At 49.2% G+C, this 18,539-nt stretch carries 19 protein-coding genes; 15 read left to right on the top strand and 4 right to left on the bottom strand.

Features of this window, described 5'->3' with window-relative positions; translation table 11 throughout:
* Positions 1-189: 189 nt before the first annotated feature.
* From HF638_RS14775 to nfsA, 15 genes are all read left to right on the top strand, one after another.
* Entirely contained in the window at positions 190-1,221 is a 1,032-nt protein-coding gene (locus HF638_RS14775) for a BMP family lipoprotein (protein WP_169480875.1), read from the top strand.
* 123 nt (positions 1,222-1,344) lie between these two features.
* A complete protein-coding gene (locus HF638_RS14770) occupies positions 1,345-2,844 on the top strand; it encodes an ABC transporter ATP-binding protein (protein ID WP_169480874.1) in 1,500 nt (499 codons plus the stop codon).
* The gene (locus tag HF638_RS14765) at positions 2,841-3,908 is read left to right on the top strand and encodes an ABC transporter permease (protein WP_169480873.1); all 1,068 of its coding nucleotides are present in this window, start codon (positions 2,841-2,843) and stop codon (positions 3,906-3,908) included. The genes HF638_RS14770 and HF638_RS14765 overlap by 4 nt, the downstream gene beginning before the upstream one ends.
* Positions 3,892-4,815, top strand: a complete 924-nt coding sequence (locus tag HF638_RS14760; protein ID WP_169480872.1) for an ABC transporter permease — start codon at positions 3,892-3,894, stop codon at positions 4,813-4,815. The genes HF638_RS14765 and HF638_RS14760 overlap by 17 nt, the downstream gene beginning before the upstream one ends.
* Before the next feature lie 47 nt (positions 4,816-4,862).
* Positions 4,863-5,534 carry a sulfite oxidase-like oxidoreductase gene (locus HF638_RS14755; protein WP_169480871.1) on the top strand — a complete coding sequence of 224 codons (672 nt, stop codon included), beginning with the start codon at positions 4,863-4,865 and terminating at the stop codon, positions 5,532-5,534.
* A 1-nt stretch (position 5,535) separates the two neighbouring features.
* On the top strand, positions 5,536-6,294 hold the full coding sequence (locus tag HF638_RS14750) for a nucleoside phosphorylase (protein WP_169480870.1): 759 nt from the start codon (positions 5,536-5,538) through the stop codon (positions 6,292-6,294).
* Between the two features lie 579 nt (positions 6,295-6,873).
* On the top strand, positions 6,874-7,059 hold the full coding sequence (locus HF638_RS14745; protein WP_017691007.1) for a hypothetical protein: 186 nt from the start codon (positions 6,874-6,876) through the stop codon (positions 7,057-7,059).
* Positions 7,060-7,197: 138 nt separating this feature from the next.
* A complete protein-coding gene (locus tag HF638_RS14740; RefSeq protein WP_169480869.1) occupies positions 7,198-7,671 on the top strand; it encodes a GNAT family N-acetyltransferase in 474 nt (157 codons plus the stop codon).
* A 51-nt stretch (positions 7,672-7,722) separates the two neighbouring features.
* Complete coding sequence (locus HF638_RS14735) at positions 7,723-9,138, top strand: protein kinase family protein (RefSeq protein ID WP_169480868.1); 1,416 nt, start codon at positions 7,723-7,725, stop codon at positions 9,136-9,138.
* Complete coding sequence (locus tag HF638_RS28605; protein ID WP_248278159.1) at positions 9,089-9,490, top strand: metal-sensitive transcriptional regulator; 402 nt, start codon at positions 9,089-9,091, stop codon at positions 9,488-9,490. Before HF638_RS14735 ends, HF638_RS28605 begins: the two co-directional genes overlap by 50 nt.
* Positions 9,491-9,549: 59 nt before the next feature.
* Entirely contained in the window at positions 9,550-9,750 is a 201-nt protein-coding gene (locus HF638_RS14725; RefSeq protein WP_169480867.1) for a copper ion binding protein, read from the top strand.
* Between the two features lie 213 nt (positions 9,751-9,963).
* Positions 9,964-12,450 carry a heavy metal translocating P-type ATPase gene (locus HF638_RS14720; RefSeq protein WP_169480941.1) on the top strand — a complete coding sequence of 829 codons (2,487 nt, stop codon included), beginning with the start codon at positions 9,964-9,966 and terminating at the stop codon, positions 12,448-12,450.
* 352 nt (positions 12,451-12,802) lie between these two features.
* Positions 12,803-13,963, top strand: coding sequence for a YhgE/Pip domain-containing protein (locus HF638_RS14715; protein ID WP_169480866.1), 1,161 nt, complete (start codon positions 12,803-12,805; stop codon positions 13,961-13,963).
* Between the two features lie 165 nt (positions 13,964-14,128).
* Positions 14,129-14,728, top strand: coding sequence for a TetR family transcriptional regulator (locus tag HF638_RS14710; protein ID WP_169480865.1), 600 nt, complete (start codon positions 14,129-14,131; stop codon positions 14,726-14,728).
* Complete coding sequence (gene nfsA / locus HF638_RS14705) at positions 14,721-15,464, top strand: oxygen-insensitive NADPH nitroreductase (RefSeq protein WP_169480864.1); 744 nt, start codon at positions 14,721-14,723, stop codon at positions 15,462-15,464. Before HF638_RS14710 ends, nfsA begins: the two co-directional genes overlap by 8 nt.
* 122 nt (positions 15,465-15,586) lie before the next feature.
* On the opposite strand, the gene HF638_RS14700 is transcribed toward nfsA, so the two are convergent.
* The 4 genes from HF638_RS14700 to HF638_RS14685 all read right to left on the bottom strand — a co-directional run bounded on the left by HF638_RS14700 (position 15,587) and on the right by HF638_RS14685 (position 18,494).
* Positions 15,587-16,393: a TatD family hydrolase gene (locus tag HF638_RS14700; protein ID WP_169480863.1), complete on the bottom strand. Its 807-nt coding sequence runs from the start codon at positions 16,391-16,393 to the stop codon at positions 15,587-15,589.
* 105 nt (positions 16,394-16,498) lie between these two features.
* Complete coding sequence (locus HF638_RS14695) at positions 16,499-17,407, bottom strand: ABC transporter ATP-binding protein (RefSeq protein WP_211175657.1); 909 nt, start codon at positions 17,405-17,407, stop codon at positions 16,499-16,501.
* 38 nt (positions 17,408-17,445) lie between these two features.
* Entirely contained in the window at positions 17,446-18,204 is a 759-nt protein-coding gene (locus HF638_RS14690) for an ABC transporter permease (protein WP_169480862.1), read from the bottom strand.
* A complete protein-coding gene (locus HF638_RS14685; protein ID WP_090904115.1) occupies positions 18,204-18,494 on the bottom strand; it encodes a thiamine-binding protein in 291 nt (96 codons plus the stop codon). The genes HF638_RS14690 and HF638_RS14685 overlap by 1 nt, the downstream gene beginning before the upstream one ends.
* Between the last annotated feature and the right edge of the window lie 45 nt (positions 18,495-18,539).

The following is an 18,539-nucleotide window of genomic DNA, read 5'->3' as shown; positions in this document are numbered from 1 at the left end:
CTTTAGCACGGAGACGCGCTGGATGTCAACGAAAAAAAAGCTTGATACAGAGCGGTTTCCAGAGCTTGGAAGAAAGCGAATCGTCAATTATATTCTAATTAAGTGTATACGCTCAAAGATTTATTGACAAGGATCGACAGTATCCGCTAGGATAAGAAAAAAAGAATGTTGAAAAGGGGTATTTTCAAAATGAAAAGAGGTTTATCGTTCGTCTTATCGATCATCATGTTGGCTATTTTGTTGGCAGCTTGTGGAACTTCGGCTTCCAAAGACGAACAATCCGCCCAAGGCAGTGATTCGGAGAAAACTCTTCGGATGGCCCTCGTACTTCCCGAAAAAATAGGGGTTAACCCTTTCTTTGTACAGATGGATGAAGGCTTCAAAAAAGCAGGCGAAGAATTCAAAGTAGATACCAAAACGATTGAATCAACAGACCCGGCAGCATTTGAACAAAATCTGCGTGCTGCAGTTGCCGAGAATTATGATCTGATTATCACAGCAACTTTCCAGGCAGAAGATGCATTGAAGAAAGTCGCTGCAGAAAATCCGGACAAGTCCTTTGCGATTGTAGATACAACCGTTGATCTGCCTAACGTTCGTAGCGTTGGTTTCCGTGAATATGAAGGGGCGTACCTACTTGGTGCAGCTGCCGGATTGTCCACCAAAACAGATAAAGTCGGCATGATCGCAGCAATGGATGTGCCATTGATCAAGAAATATACGGAAGGTTTCAAAGCTGGATTGGAATCCGTGAATCCGAGTGCAGAATTCTTCGTGAACTATGTAGGTGGATTTAATGACCCAGCCAAAGCGAAAGAATTGGCGCTGGTACAATTCGGCAAAGGCGCTGATTTCATCGCTGGCGCATCTGCTGTAGGCGATCTCGGCGTGTTCGAAGCAGCAAAAGAAAAAGGCTTCTACACTTCTGGTCAGGATACGGACCGCACAGTTGAAGATCCAGAACATATCGTATTGTCTCAATTGAAATCAACGGATACCGTTGCTTATGAGACCGTGAAAGATTTCGTAGAAGGCAACTTCAAAGCAGGCGCTGTTAACTACGGTTTGAAAGAAGACGGTGTAGGCCTGACTTACGTTACACGTGATAGCGAATCTCCGCTGAATGCTTTTGTTGGACAAGAAGTGATCGACCAAGTTAAAGCAATCAACGATGATATCGTATCTGGTAAAATCGTAGTCAAAGATCCATTACAACAATAGTTACGAATGTTTTTAATGTTCTTTACAATGAATGAGTGATGGAATGGATCAGCCGGCTGCCCGATCAGGCAGCCGGTTTTGCTGCTATTAAATGACCGAGACCGAGGGGAGCGAACGCAAGATATGCTGTTGGAGATGGAGCAGATTACGAAGAAGTACGGCGACTTCACCGCTAACCGGGACATCCGTTTTAATTTGCGTGAGGGAGAGATTCATGCCCTGGTAGGTGAGAACGGAGCCGGTAAAACAACCCTGATGCGCATGCTGTACGGTATGGAACAGCCCACGTCAGGCACGATCAAAGTCAGCGGACGTGAGGTGAGCTTTGCCACGCCGTCCCAGGCGATGGCCAGTGGCATCGGCATGGTGCACCAGCATTTCATGCTGTTCCCTTCCTTTACGGTGGCGGAGAACATCGTGATCGGACGCGAACCGGCTAAGGCAGGTGCATTTGACCGCAAAAAAGCAGCAGCCCAGGTGAACGAGCTTGGCAGACAATATGGCATGCCAGTTGACCCATGGAAAAAAGTGTCCGAGTGCCCGCTTGGCATGCAGCAGCGTGTTGAAATTCTCAAGGTGCTGCATCAGGGCGCAGACATCATTATATTGGATGAACCTTCGGCGGTACTGACACCGCTGGAAGTGAAGGAACTGCTGGCGAACATGAAATCGCTCGCCAAATTGGGCAAAACTTTTGTACTGATTACACATAAGCTTCAAGAAGTCATGGATGTAGCTGACCGGATCACGGTTCTTCGGGATGGTCAGGTGACAGGCACGTTGGAAGCCAAAGATACACATGTGGAGGAATTGTCTCGTCTGATGGTTGGTCGTGAACTTGTGCGTATGGACAAGCAGCCATCGGTTCCGGCTGAGGCGGTGCTTCAGGTCGAAGGGGTTAATCTGTCCGGAGCGAAGGATCGTTCGGCACTCAAGGACATCCACATGGAGGTACGAAAAGGTGAGGTCGTGGGTATAGCAGGCATCTCGGGTAACGGCCAGTCGGAACTGATTCAGGTCATTGCTGGACTGCGTAAGGCGGAAAGTGGTCGTGTCGTGCTTTCAGGTCAGGATACAACGAACTGGCCTGTGCGGCGCATTCGGGAGCATGGACTTGCTCATATCCCGGAAGATCGCTACATGTGGGGAGCGGCCAAGGATGCAAGCGTTCGTGAGAACGGACTGATGGGACATCATCATCGCTTGCAATCACGTGGCATTATCAAAGCCAAAGCAGCAAGAACGATGGTAGAGAGCTGGATCAAACAGTTCAGCATCAAGACGGGTTCTGCGGAGACCAAGGCACAGTTTTTGTCGGGAGGAAACTTACAGAAGCTGATTGCTGCCCGTGAATTTGCACAAGATACACCGTTTCTGATTGCAGCCGAACCGACTCGTGGTGTGGATATCGGAGCGATGGAGACGATTCATGCTGAATTGCTGCGCAAACGTAGTGAAGGTGCGGGCATTCTGCTTATCTCATCCGAGTTGTCCGAAATTTTGCAATTATCTGATCGGATTATTGTCATGTATGAAGGCGAAATTGCCGGAGAACTGAGAGCAGAGGAAGCGACTGAGGAACAGATCAGCTTGTTAATGGCAGGAGGGAAAGAGCGGATATGAATCGGGTAAAAGAAACACTTCGCGGACTCGTACAGCCGCTGCTTGCCGTATTCATCGGTCTGCTTGCAGGGGCTGTGGCGATTCTGATCGTTGGCGGTAATGTGGTGGATACGTATGCGGAGATGTGGAAAGGGGCCTTCGGCAACTTCTACTTCTTCACCAATACGTTGGCTCGTTCCACACCAATCATCTTGGCAGGACTGGGTGTGGCGCTTGCATTCCGTGCGGGATTCTTCAACATGGGAGCCGAAGGCCAGATGATTCTTGGCGGGCTCAGTGCTGCGCTCACGGCGCTCTATCTGCCAGGGCCAGGCTGGTTCGTGTGTATTGCTGCGATTGTGGCAGGTATTCTTGCTGGGGGAATCTGGTCCCTGTTTGCAGGCTGGCTGGATGCACGCTTCGGTATGAACCTGCTGATCACAACCTTATTACTTAACTATATTGCGATTTATTTTGGCGGATACATGGTCTCTTATCCATTCAAGGATCGAACTGGATCGGCAGCAATGGCACAGACTCCGATGATTGATCAGAGTATCTGGTTGCCGAAGTTGTTCCAAGGCATGGGACTGCATGCCGGCTTCATTATTGCCATTGTAGCGGCTATTCTGATCTACTGGTTCACACATAAAACGGTGACCGGTTATGAGATCCGCATGCTCGGCAGCAACCCGTCCTTTGCAACCTATGGCGGTGTTCGCCGCATTCGCATGATGATGCTGTCCATGGTCATTAGTGGCGGACTTGCTGGACTCGCGGGTGCAGGGGAAGTACTTGGTACACAATACCGTTTCCTTGATGGCTCGTTGTCATCGGCAAGTTATGCATGGAGTGGTATTATGGCTACGCTGCTTGCCCGCTCGCATCCGCTCGGTACAGCTGTGGCAGCTATTTTGCTGGCTGCGTTACAGACGGGTGCCATGGGTATGGAACGGAACACGGATGTGCCGCTGGAAGTCGGCAGTGTCATCCAGGCGGTATTGACGTTATTTGTATCAGCTCAGATCGGTTATTCATTCCTGAAGCGGAGAAAGGAGAAAAAGTCCAATGCAACAACTGTTTGATGCAGCCATGTTTGGCTCAACCTTGCGGATTATGACTCCAATCCTGCTTGCAGCGCTCGGTGGGGCTTTATGTTCCCGTGTAGGTCTGTTCAACGTGGGTCTCGAAGGACTGGTGCTGATCGGTGCGTTCTCCGCTATTGTCGGTAATTATCTGTTTGGTAATGTGCTGCTGGCTGTACTGTTCTCGATTATTATTGTGATGTTATTCTCGGCGCTCTTTGCCTTTATAAGTATTAATCTGAAGGCGAACGCCATCGTGGTCGGGATCTCGCTGAACTTTCTGGCTGCGGGGGTGACTACCTTTGCATTGCGTGCGATTTTTGATGTAAAAGGTGCATACTACGATAAAGACATGGTGGGACTTCCCAAGTGGGATATTCCGCTGATCAAGGACATTCCGTGGGTGGGCGATGTCATATCTGGACATAGTCCGCTGGTCTATCTCGGCATTGTACTCGTGATTGCATTGCAATTTTATCTGTTCAAAAGTGTATCCGGCTTCCGTCTGCGCTCGGTCGGTGAGAACCCGATTGCAGCACAGAGCATCGGAATCAAAGTACGCGGCATCCAGTATGGTGCCGTTCTGATGTGCGGCGTGTTGTGTGCTCTGGCTGGGGCACAGTTGTCGCTCGGTCAGGTGACGATGTTTACCGAAGGCATGACCGCTGGGCGTGGTTTTATCGCGCTGGTGGCAACGATGCTTGGACAAGCCAATCCGCTTGGTGTCCTGGGCTCCAGTGTGCTGTTCGGCTTCATGGAAGCATTGAGTATTCGTCTGCAAGGATTCTCCCTGCCAACGCATTTCACGTTGATGCTGCCGTATATTGTGACGCTGGTCGCGATGTTCTTTTTCAAAGACCGTACCTATGCACAGGATGCACTGAAAGCGGGCGGAAGCTCGCGTTAATTCATGAATGTCTATGCTAGAGACAGTAAAAGAAGGAGGGATTCCACTTGCATAACAAGGCTGAACGTTTGAAAAAAAGTAAAACCCCGGCACCCAAAACAGGCAACGATCACGGAGATCGTCTGCCGCCGGGACAGATGCTGACGGAGAAGTTCCCGATTCTGCATGAAGGGGAAGTGCCGGAATATGACTTGTCCACGTGGGACTTGAAGGTATTCGGTGAAGTGGAAGAGCAGAAGGTGTTTTCCCTAGCTGAGCTTCAGGCGATGCCTCAGGTGAACACGGTGAGTGATATTCACTGTGTTACCCGTTGGTCGAAATTTGATACGCCGTGGGAAGGTATTCGCTTTTCTGATTTTGTGAAGATTCTAGGGGTTAAACCGGAAGCCAAATACGTCATGATCCACGCGGATCATGATTATGAAACGAATGTACCGCTCGAAGAGTTGATGCATGATGATGTATTGCTTGCATTCAAATATAACGGCGAGCCACTGACACCCAAGCATGGTTTTCCGCTGCGTATGGTCGTGCCACAACTCTACTTCTGGAAGAGTGCGAAGTGGATACGTGGTCTGGAGTTTATGACAGAAGACCGTAACGGATTCTGGGAAGTGAATGGTTTCCACCATTTTGCCGATCCGTTCAAGGAACAACGCTTCTCGGGTGAAGATCTGCCGATTCCGGAAGACGAGTGGACGAAGAAGGAGTTTGATTGATATGTTGATGCCTATTTTGCAGATTCATTCGGAAGACATGCCCGCATACGCTATCGTCTGTGGTGATCCGGCACGTGCGGAGAAGATTTCCCGCAAGCTGGAGCAGGCGAGAGAGCTGGCGTTCAGTCGGGAGTATCGCACATTTGTTGGATTGTATGAAGGGGTACAGATCGCTGTGGTCAGCCATGGTGTAGGTTCACCTGGAGCAGCTGTCTGCTTCGAGGAATTGATTCGGGCGGGTGTAACGACTCTGATTCGTGTAGGTACAGCGGGATCGTATACAGCCGATTATCCGGCAGGCAGTGTGATTGTGAGTACAGCGGCCGTTCGTACGGACGGGTTGACTCGCCAACTGGTGCCGGATGGTTTCCCAGCGGTAGCGGACATTGGGGTGACGCAAGCACTGATCGAGGCTGCTCGTGAGCAAGGGAGCGCAGATACTGCAACGTTTGCAGGCAAAGTGGGCGTTGGTATCACCGTAACGCTGGATGCGTTCTTTGCAGGGGTGGAAGAGATTCCACACCGCAAGTATAAGCAGGCTGGAGCACTTGCGGCTGAGATGGAAATTGCGGCACTCTACATCGTCAGCACCTTGCGTGGTGCTCGCGCCGGAGCGATTGTCGCAATTGATGGATTCGCGGACAGCGATCTGGCTGCCGAGTATGATCCGCATACGGATGCGGTTGGACAAGCGGTAGAGCACGAGATTAATGCAGCTCTGCGTGCGCTAGCGGTGCTTGCTCGTCAGGATCAGGCGTAGGACGAAGCTAGTAATTTAATCGGTTAAACGTCCACCTGAGGTGGACATAAGGAAAGAGGGCATCCCGTAAGGTCATGAAAATGACCTTACGGGATGCCTTTTTTGTGCTGAAAGGAGTGCTTGGAACAGTACAGTTAAGATTTTTAGGTGAATATGGACTTTTCTAAAAAAGCGAGAGTTTAAGGAAGAGTGGGACATAAATGATGTGTTGTATCCACTTGGTTATGATGGACAATAATCAACACTGCCAGACAAGCGATACAGCTATCTGTATTTTATATTTTCTAACGAACTCAGCACATCTTATTCGGGTGGAAATCGCAAGTATGAAATCCTAACGAATCTTAGGCACGCTAAAGCCTGGATAGGCCCCTTTTTTTCCAACCAACTCGATGAATTACTGTGATATAACTTGTCTGAGATTCATTACATTTTTCTTGCGCCTATATTTGCCCGTATAAGGTGTGTACGATTCGTTAGCTCTGACGCCTGTCCCTCATGGAGAATGATAATGCAGAAAGTGGGCACGTTATATAAAGGAACAGCAACATGAATACGAAAACAAGGGAGGACTCTACGATGACACAGAACAATCAACCTCAGGACGAGGCGGAAATTCGCAACAAGCTGGATGAAGACGGGGATTCCTTGATGGAGAAAAAGAAGATTTTGAGCGGAGTGGACATTGAGCCGCAGGCGGACGAATGGGCAGCCAAGCCATCACCTGTTGCCTTTAATGAAGGAAATGCTTCTTCGAAAAAATAAACAAAATGAGCATCATATGAACTTGATGGTATGCAGATAAATTTAGCGAAGCAGGTACCCTTATGGTATCTGCTTTTTGGTTGTATAATAATGTAAAATTCAGTAGACGAAAGAGTGATGGGGATGAGTACGGGTACGATGAACATCAGAAAGGCAGAACTGAGGGACTACTCGGGCGTGTCATTGATGATGAATGAGCTGCACCAAATGCATGTCGAGGCACGCCCGGATCTATACAGAGCGTTAGAGACCAGAATGGAGGAAAAGGAGTTCACCGAACTGCTGGAAACGGACAAGCGTTACCTGTATGTTGCTGAGTCTTCGGAAACGGGCTTGATTCTGGGTTACGGGAGTGCCCAGTTAAGTGTTATTCAAGATAACTCGTTGATGGTGGATCGCAAGATGCTGTACATCCATGAACTTGTAGTGGATACCAAACATCGGGGACAAGGAACAGGCAAACAGTTACTACAAGCATTCATCGAACTAGGGAGAGAGCTTCAGGCAAACAGTGTGGAATTATCCGTGTCGACGTTTAACTCTGGCGCACAGGCTTTCTATGAACAGATGGGTCTGGTCGTTCGCAGCAGCAGGATGGAGTATACCTTGTAAGGCAGGACCAGTAGAGTGAAAGGAACATTGGCATGGAGGGGTGGGAGGTGAGTGAAGAATATGGGAAGCGTTAATGAACAAGAACAACTGAGCCAGAATAGTATTCTGCAATCTTCTCAGGATGTGGAATATCTTGTTGGCAGTGTGCAAAAACTGTTGGAGGAGCCTGACGCAGTAATACAATCATGGGAAGTTGAACGCATCAATCTGGGGCTACTTAATTTCACCACATCAGGTATTTATCGAATACGTGGAACGGCTACCATAGTTGGAGCATCACTGTCATGGTCACTTATTTTGAAATGCATTAAACCGGACTCAGAAGAGAAGGAAGATGTTACATACCATAACTATTGGAAAAGAGAAGCAGAGATATTCTCATCAGGGCTACTCGATCATTTACCGGGGCGTATCATAGCTCCGCGTTGTTTCGCTATACAGGATAGACCGGACTACACCATTGGGTTGTGGATGGAAGATGTGTCTCGTCATTCGAGGTTTGATCATGTCTGGCATCTGGATGATTGGGGATGGATCGCCGAACGCCTTGGTGAATTTCACGGAGCTTATCTCACGGGAACTTCACTACCTCAACAAGAATGGATCTGTCCGTATTGGCTCAAATCTTGGGTTAGGGGGTGTCGTCAGTATGCCCCTTCAATCCAAGAGCCTAAATTGGAAAGTGGACATGGTGTTGATGGTACTAGAGCTGGAGGAAGGCATATTGGCATAAGAGATTCGCAGAGGAATGCCAGTGGGGGAAGTAAACAGGAGCAGGCCCATTCGATCTGGCAGTGGTTCAACCAATATAGCGAACAGATGGACAAGATTTTAATTACACTTGAACAATTGCCACGAGTTCTGTCACATCAGGATTTGGGTAAAGGCAATATATTTTTGCCATCAGAACGTCTGGACGATAGCGTACTTACTCTCATTGATTGGCAATTCATGAGTATTTCTGGTGTTGGTGAAGAATTAGGGAAGCTATTTGGGGTTAACACAAGTTTTGGGCATATTTTAGCAGAGGACATATTTACAGTTAAAGAAGAAGTGTTCGATCGCTACATATATGGACTTCGGACAGCAGGGTGGATGGGCGATGAAAAACTTGCAAGGTATGGCTACTGTGTTGCAGTTGCAGCTCGAAGTATGTGGGAAGTTCCTGAGTGGTTAAAATGGGTGGAGCAGTCATGTACTGCTTCAGATATTAATGAGGAGCTTGATCAGAAAATAAGTACCCGTGCCCAGATCATAACTATTCAGAAAGAGATGTCATTCGAAGCAGCTGAGCTGGCTCATGCTTTATTTAATCAGGAAGAATTCATCCAATTTAAACAAAATATCAGAATACTCTTGAATACCCCCATGGGGTATGTTAATCTTAGAAAAGAACGAAAGAAAAGGGGTGTTCATGATGGATCATCAGAGCCATCCCGAGGAACCTTTGCAATCCTCTGTAACTGATTCAACAACTGAAGCTTCGGATATAGTTCAAGAAGCGGTATCTTGTCATTCCGAGGGCAGTGATGGGAAGCATGTGCGCAAGAGTCACCATTCGCAGGAGATGAAGGGTAACCTGGTTTCTCGCTTGAACCGTGTGGAAGGTCAGATTCGCGGGATCAAGGGATTGATTGAGAAGGATACGTACTGTGATGATGTGCTGACGCAGATTGCGGCGGCTCAGTCTGCTCTGAATTCCGTAGGCAAGCTTCTGCTTGAAGGACATATGAAGAGCTGTATCGTTGAGCGTATTCAGGCTGGTGAACATGAGGTTGTGGATGAATTGCTGGTTACGATGCGGAAGTTAATGAAGTAAGTTATATCAATTTACCAAATCAAGTTATCATTTTAATATACCCCAAGGAGGAATTTACAATGTCTAATGTTACGCTGAGTGTCACTGGAATGTCTTGCAATCACTGTGTGAAATCGGTTGAAGAAGCTGTGAAGAATGCTGGGGCGAGTGGTCAGGTGGATCTGGCAGCGGGAACGGTAGCTGTGGAATATGATGAGCAGACGGTGAACGTGGATCAGATCAAGGCAGCGATTGAAGATCAGGGGTACGATGTAGTCTAACGGCATCACAGGCTTAAACCGAACATGCTCATGGGTGAAAAAGAGGTCAAAGGCCTTTCCCACGAGCCAGGTTTAAGCCTAATTTTCTGTCTAATATATACCCCTAAGGGGTATGTTAATGCACATACAATAAATTGAATCGATATGAAAGGAGCTGACATGATGGATAACTCAACGAATAAACCAACGGATAGATCATCTGAACCCACACCAATGCCACCTATGGCAGAAGCACCAGGACTAAAGACAACACTGCACATCACGGGGATGACCTGTGCTGCGTGTTCCACACGAGTTGAGAAGGGCTTGTCCCGTATGGAAGGGGTGCAGCAGGCCAATGTGAATCTTGCGATCGAACAGGCAACCGTTTCTTATGATCCGAAGACAACCAACGTGAATGCGTTGCGGGATAAAGTAGAGGCGCTTGGCTACGGTACGGTGTCCGAATCAGTTGATCTGAACATCACGGGTATGACGTGTGCTGCATGTTCTGCCCGGATTGAAAAAGGTCTTTCCCGACTACCGGGGGTATCACAGGCGAATGTGAATCTGGCGCTGGAAACAGGGCATATCGAATATGCCGCTGGCGCACTCAAACCTTCGGATATTACCGCCAAGATCAAGCAGATGGGCTACGGTGCCGAACTGCAATTGACGCAAGAAGAGACCAAATCTGTTCGTGAACGTGAGCTGCAACGCAAAAAGTGGAAATGGATGATATCTGCTTTGTTATCGATTCCATTGCTGTGGGCAATGGTCGGGCATTTCTCGTTCACATCCGGAATCTATGTCCCCGAGCTGTTCATGAACCCTTGGTTCCAGCTGCTGCTGGCAACGCCGGTACAGTTCGTGATTGGGTGGCAGTTCTATGTGGGTGCGTACAAAGCACTGCGCAACCGCAGCGCCAATATGGACGTTCTCGTCGCACTGGGTACCAGCGCAGCGTTTTTCTACAGTCTGTATCTGACGCTATCCAGTGGGTACTTACCTTCTACAACAATGGATCATGGGGCAATGGGAACGAGCACAGCCGCCATGCCTTCGGTAGAACTTTATTATGAGACAAGTGCAATTCTAATTACGTTAATTTTACTGGGAAAATGGTTCGAGGCTGTGGCGAAAGGTCGTTCTTCACAGGCGATCAAAAGCCTAATTGAACTGGCTCCACGTGAAGCCCGTGTCATTCGTGATGGACAGGAAGTTATGGTTCCTGCCACATATGTTGCGGTGGGTGATCTGGTCCTGGTGAAGCCGGGGGACAGCATCCCGGTGGATGGTATCGTTGAAGAGGGGCAATCCTCTGTGGATGAATCCATGCTAAGCGGCGAGAGCCTTCCCGTGGATAAAAAACCGGGAGATGCCGTTACAGGTGCTACGCTGAACAAAAACGGGGTATTACGACTTCGTGCGACCCGAGTGGGATCGGACACGGCTTTGTCCCAAATTATCAAAGTGGTGGAGCAAGCTCAGGGCTCCAAAGCACCGATCCAGCGGATCGCAGATGTCATATCCGGTATATTTGTTCCGATTGTCGTGGGTATTGCCGCGCTGACATTCTTGATCTGGTATCTGTTCGCAAGTCCGGGTGACTTCGCCGGTTCCCTAGAAAAAGCGATTGCCGTACTCGTCATTGCCTGTCCATGTGCACTGGGGCTAGCAACGCCGACCTCCGTCATGGCTGGATCGGGACGTGCCGCTGAATATGGCATTCTGTTCAAAGGTGGCGAACATCTGGAGTCGGCACAACAGATTCAGACCGTGGTGCTCGACAAAACAGGTACAGTAACCCAAGGTAAACCGGTGCTTACGGATGTTATCACGGCTCCAAGTTGGACGGAATCTGATCTGCTTGAGCGCGTGGGAGCGGCCGAACAGAGTTCGGAGCATCCGCTGGCAGAGGCGATTGTTGCAGGTATCCGTGCCAAGGGTCTGGAGTTGGCCCCAACAGAGAAGTTCGAGAACATACCGGGATACGGTGTGCGAGCTTCAGCAAAAGGGCAGGAAATTCTGGTCGGTACACGTCGGTTGCTTGCGGATGCACAGGTAAATGTCTCTGAGGAAACCGTTCAGCAGATGAACCGTCTGGAGGAACAAGGGCGTACAGCGATGCTGGTAGCGGTGGATGGTCAGTGGGCAGGGATCGTGGCTGTGGCTGACACCATCAAGGATACCTCTCGTGAAGCCATCGGTCGTCTTCAGGCGATGGGGATTGATGTCATCATGATCACGGGAGATAATGAGCGAACAGCTCGCGCTGTAGCAGAACAGGCAGGGATCGGTAAAGTACTGGCTGAGGTGCTGCCGGAAGGTAAAGCTGCGGAAGTGAAGAAACTTCAGGAGAGTGGCCTGAAAGTTGCGATGGTAGGTGACGGAATTAATGACGCTCCGGCACTCGCTACAGCGGATATTGGGATGGCCATCGGAACAGGAACGGATGTAGCGATGGAAGCGGCGGATATTACCTTGATGCGTGGTGATCTGAACAGCATTGCAGATGCGATTGAGATGAGCCGGCGCACGATGGGTAACATCAAACAAAACCTGTTCTGGGCACTCGGATACAACGTTATTGGTATTCCGATTGCGGCAGTTGGCTTCTTGGCTCCATGGCTGGCAGGGGCGGCGATGGCGTTCAGCTCCGTATCGGTTGTACTGAATTCCCTGCGTTTGCAACGCATGAAGCTGAAGAGAAATGACTGACCGACCTTTGTTTGGAGATATATTTAACGTCTCATTGTAATAAAGAGTGGATATACAAATGCGCGGTTCGCTGCGGCGGACCGTGTTTTTTTTGTTTAGAAAAATAAAGTAACGTCGCTAAAAAGTAAGCTCTGAATCGCTGGTATAGATGTTATTTCCTTCGGGAAAAGATAGCATAATGCTCTTTTGTGAAAATAGATCGATTGTATTCATGAATAAAGCTTACGTTTTCTGAATATTTCAAAAATCAGTTGACATTATGGTCATATTCACATAAAATTTAAACGATCGTTTGATTCAAACAACTGTTTAAATCAAATTAGAACTAATTGAGTAATGGAGGACACCTTTTATGTTACAGGCTTTACGTACATTGTTTAAAAAACCGCCAGTGATTGTAGGGATCGTAACAGCACTTATGTTCCAAGTGATCTTTAGCGTGATCTGGATGACCGCATATTCTGGAGTAAATGACCGTACGAAAGAATTGACGGTCGCGATTGTGAACGAGGACGGCGAAATGTCCAAAGGAATCGTGGATTCACTCGCAGGAACACTACCTTTCCACACCGTATCCAATCTGAGTGCGGCTGAAGCGTTGGATCAGCTGAATCATCACAAAGTACACATGGTGCTGGATATCCCGGCTGGATTTAACGAATTGCTTCAAACGGCTGGCTCCACCGCTGAGATTAAATACACCATTAATGAAGCGAACCCGGTTACGATTAAAAGCATGATGCAAGGTGTATCACAAAGTGTGACAAACACGATTAACAAACAAGCTACAGCACAAGGCGTGCAGACAGTGTTGACCGCTTCAGGTGCACCTGCGGATCAAGCTGCTGAAGCTGCTACGAACCTGACTAACCGAGTCGAAGGAACGACAACGTCCATCAACCCGGTTAACGGGATGAATAATCAGATGGTGCCAATGATGATGGTACTGGCTTCGTATGTAGGAGCCATGATCATGGGGATGAATCTCCAGACAGCGATGGGCATGTTGTCCTCTACCTATTCCCGCTTGACTTTGTTTGGCGCAAGAGTAGTCATTAACGTGGGTTCTGCATTGGTTGTTTCCTTGCTGGGATCATCATTGATCGTGGCATTGGGCGGACAGATTGAACAAGGATTCGTCGCATTCTGGTTGTTCCAGGCGCTCTTCCTGTGCACGTTCATGTTCTTCTCCCAGTTCTTCCTGATCTGCTTCGGACCGGCAGGAAGTCTGTTCAACATCATCTCACTGTCCTTGCAACTGGTATCCTCCGGTGCAATGGTACCGCGTGAATTGCTGAACAGCTTCTATAGCGGCATCGGGCAGTACCTGCCTGCAACATACGCCGTTCAGGGTATTCTGAGCGTGCAGTTGGGAGGCCCAGGAGTTCAGTCTGCTGCGGGCTCTATCGTGATTGTATTGTTGGTTGCAGTTGCTTTATCACTGGTCGTGACGTTGTTGAAAAAACAACGCATGCCAGCTGGGGCGCCAAGCCCGGCTCAAGCGAACAGCTAATACAGCAGTTGTATAAGATGCACATCATTGCTTCATAGGATAGGACAAGCACCCCGATGATTTTCATCGGGGTGCTTGGTGTAATATAATAGACAGATAGATTACCTGATTACAGCTCTTGAGCTGGAGCGATTGAAATGAACGGACAAGAGGGAGCGGGACGGAATGACGGAACCGGAGTTGGATATCAAAACGAGGATACTGCTTGCAGCCAAGAAGCTTTTTGCACAGCAGGGGTATGACGGGACGAGTGTTCGTCAAATCTGTGATGAGGCGGGTGCGAATGTGTCACTGGTCTCGTACCATTTTGGCGGAAAAGAAAAGGTGTTCGAAGCATTATTTGAGCATTTCTTCCCGGATCATATGATGAATTCGCTGGCTGAAGAGTCCATGTCCTCGCCTGTGGAAGGTATCCGGCGAATTATTGGTGAAGTTGTGAAGTTCACGATGACGGACCGGGAGATGAGCGATATTGTACAGCTTGAAATTACACTGCGTACACATCGCACAGCTACCGTATTTCGTTTTCTGGACCCTGTCTGGACCCGAGTGAGAGAACTGCTGCAAGAAGGAAAAGACCAGGGCTTGTTCCAGATCGAGTCCGTATCTTATGCAATGCTTCAGGTTATGGGAGTGGCTTTGGCACACAAACGGGCCAAGAATTCACGATTTGGCTTTGATTATCAGGATATGAATACAGACGAGCTCGCTGAGCAGACGATTGAGTTCGTACTTCGAGGATTGGGAGTGAACAGCCATGAATGAAACCATTGAGTTGATGATGAAACACCGTTCTGTACGCAAATTCAAGCCAGACCCAGTAAGTGATGAGCAGCTTGCAGCCATCGTAGCGGCTGGACAGATGGCTTCTTCTTCAAGTAGTGTGCAAGCATATACCGTAGTTGCTGTGACTGACTTAGAGCAAAAAGCCAAGTTGGCTGAATTGGCAGGCAACCAGGCCTATGTCAATGAATGTCCGGTGTTTCTTGTATGGTGTGCCGATCTGTATCGGTTGAGTGATGCTGCGAAACGTCATCTTCCTGAGAAGGAATCGTATGCCGATTCCACAGAGAATTTCATGGTAGCCACAATTGATGCCGCACTGGCTTCCCAGAATGCCGCTCTTGCAGCAGAGTCACTGGGATTTGGAATTGTATATATTGGCGGGCTTCGTACTCGAATTGAGGAAGTCGCTGAGCTGTTGGGATTGCCGGAGGGCGTATATCCGGTGTACGGCATGTGCATTGGTGTTGCAGATCAGGAAACGGGAATTCGACCACGTCTGCCATTGGATGCAGTCCTGCATCATAATCGCTATAATGCCGAGCAGAGCATTAAAGGTGTTGAGCAGTATGATGAGACTACGACAGCGTATATGAAAGAACGGACCAATGGAGAACGAACGACCCCATGGTCCGAGCTAATGGCGAAGCGCCTGACTGAGCCAACACGGTTGCAGGTGAGACCGTTCCTGGAAGGCAAAGGATTTTTGAAGCGTTAAGATTTATATATAGATTAGAAGTCAGTCGGTGCGCAGCCGACTGGCTTCTTTGTGCTGAGCTGTAATGTGTTGTGCTGAGTTGGCAGGGCAAGCGAGTGTGCTTGCTTCTACCTAATTTTGAATTAAGTTAAGCCGTAGAAACGCTTCGTATTCTGATAAAAGAGACGGGCGGCCCGCTCAGTTCCCATGCCGGTGATCTCACTCCAAGCCTGAATGACCTGTCTGGTCATGGCCGGGTGTGTCATTCTTCCCTGAAAAGGTCCTTCGAAGGGCCAGGGTCCGTCAGTCTCGGCCATCACTTGTTCCGCTGGATACTGCCGGGCGAGTTCACGAATCTCTTCTTCATACCGAATATCCGGCGTGAAGGAGATGAAATAGCCGTTGTCCGCTATGCGCCTTACGGTTTCGCGAGATCCTTTGAACCAGTGGAAATGAGCACGTCGGAACTGGTATTGCTCCAGTAGATCACAGACGATATCCGCATCTTCGTATACCGCATGCAGGACAAGTGGTTTGTTATGCTTTTTGGCGAGTTGGATGAAACGTTCGAGCAGTTCGATATACCCGCTCTGATCGAAGTGCTGCCCTGCCTGCTCAGCCTCCTGACGGTTGTAATAGGGAAGACCGACTTCTCCGATGGCTGTGGCTTGTCCCATATGCTTCTCGATCCATTGAAAGAACAGATCCATTTCTGCAGTGGAAGGCAGCTCCTGTTCCGGATGGAAACCGAAAGCCGGATAGATGGTGCGTGGATGTTGCTTTGCAAGCTCCAGATTGACGTGGGCAGAAGAGAGGTTCATGGACACGGCGATGACTGCTTCGACTTGCTGAGACGGGAATGATAGCAGCATCTCACGTTGTTCGTCAGGGGTATACTGATCGAAGTGAATGTGAGCGTCAATCAATGGTGCAAAAGCTTGAGAATGCATGAGGGAATTCCTCCTTAGGATCATATGTATTTTAACTATGTTACGCAGAATATCTCATGGTGGATCACCCATTAAAGGAAAATAATAACTTAAAAACCCGCGCTATTATGATAGGCGGGCTTTCTGCTGTTCTTCTCTCATCCACTGTGCAATCTGCCGTTTACGTTCAAGGAATGCGGATTCCTCCGTAATTTCTTCTCGTCTTGGGCGATCAAAAGGAACATGTACCTCATGCAACACCGTTGCAGGTCGGTTGGATAACACATAGACCCGATCCGCAAGCAGCAATGCTTCTTCGATGTTGTGGGTGATGAACAGCACCGAGCGGCGGTTCTGTTCCCAGATATCGAGCAGCCAGCGCTGCATGTCACTACGTGTCAGTGCATCCAGCGCGCTGAAAGGTTCGTCCAGCAGCATCAGTTCCTGCGGACTGAGCAGGGCACGCAAAAAGGCAGCACGCTGCTGCATTCCGCCCGACAGCATATGAGGATAGGCCTGCTCGAACCCGGCAAGACCCACGCTGCTTAACCACTTTCGAGCCTCTGCAAGTGCTTCTGCCCTAGGGGGAGCATTTATCGCTACTTCACCAGCAAGTAGTACATTATCTTCAATGGTACGCCATGGGAAAAGAGCGGGCTGTTGAGGCATATAACTAATCTTGCCACGCTGTCCCGTCACATCATGACCATTCATCAGCACTTGCCCTTCCTGTGGCTTCAGCAGACCGCCGACGATATGGAACAGGGTGCTTTTGCCGCAGCCAGAAGGACCAACGATAGCGACAAACTCACCTTGCTCGACAGTCAGGGACAGGCCGTCCAGAACCGATAGCCTACTCCGTCGCTCGCGGAATGATGCATGAACATCAACGACGTCCAGTGCAGGTGGAACCGGAGCAGGAGTAGAATTGGCAGGCCGATCGGGTGTAGCTGTGTGAGGTTTTTCACCGTGCTTTGGCTCCAATACATCTGTTCCTCGTCCAAGCTGGACTTGTTCGTCCTGTTGCCGATTCATATGATCATCACTTCCTAATATACAGAATACATGCTTTACTACCGCTTCTGTGGTCGCCAGCGTACGAGCAGCTTCTCCAGCAACGCAATGAACAGGAAGAGCAGCAAGCTGAGCGCGACAATAATCATGATCGCCACGAATAGGCGATCCGTGCGATAAGCTGACTTTTGCAGCATCATATAATAACCAATACCCTTGTCTGCACCAATCCATTCGGCGATGATGGCACCCATCACGCTATAGGTAGCGGCGATTTTGACACCGGAGAACACGGATGGCAGGGCATGGGGTAACTCCAGCTTCCAGAAGATCTGACGACGTTTGGCACCAGCCATGCGCATATAGTTCATCATGGCCGCGTCAGTGCGTGTCAGGCCATCCATGGCCGCCACCGCAACGGGGAAGAAGCAGACGAGGATGATGGTAATCAGTTTGGGCAACAGCCCGAATCCGAACCAGATTAACAGGAGCGGCGCGAGCGCGATGGTCGGAATATTTTGACTAAGAATAAGTAAAGGGTACAGGGCTGACTTGAGAAAAGGGACTAAATGCAGCACCATCGCGATCAGTAATCCGACCGTCGTTCCAGCAGCGAATCCGATCAGGGTTAACTGAATGGTAGCAGAGGCGTGCATGACAAGTCGCTCGGCCTGTGTTGCCGCTTCGCGGGCGATATCGGACGGTGCGGGCAGCATCCATTTCTCAATATGGAACAGGGAGACGGCTCCCTGCCATATCGCTATAAAGAGAATAACCGCCACAATGGGCGGCCATACGCTTTTGAAGTAGGCATGCATTAGCGATATTTCTCCGTCAGGGTATCCATGCTGAAGCCAGAAGGGCTATGGGCAATCTTGATCTGGGAGATGATGCTTGGGCTCCCAGCCTCCACGAGTACCTCGTGCATTTTACGGACAACCTCCAGCAGTTCCTCCAGTTCCCCCTCCATCGTGGTGTCGAGCGCGTTCACCTGATACTTCAGGCCAGATTGTTGAATAACTTCAATGGCGCGATCTACGTAAGGATAAGAGTTCTCGCCATTTGGCGTTTTCGGAATAACTTGAATGCTAAGTAATGTGCTTGCCATGAGAGATCACTTTTCCTTTCGGGTTAAATTGCAGTAGTTAAATCA

Origin of the sequence: Paenibacillus sp. SZ31, assembly GCF_012912005.1 — a bacterium.
Classification (GTDB): domain Bacteria; phylum Bacillota; class Bacilli; order Paenibacillales; family Paenibacillaceae; genus Paenibacillus.
This window is presented reverse-complemented; position numbering and strand designations above follow the sequence as displayed.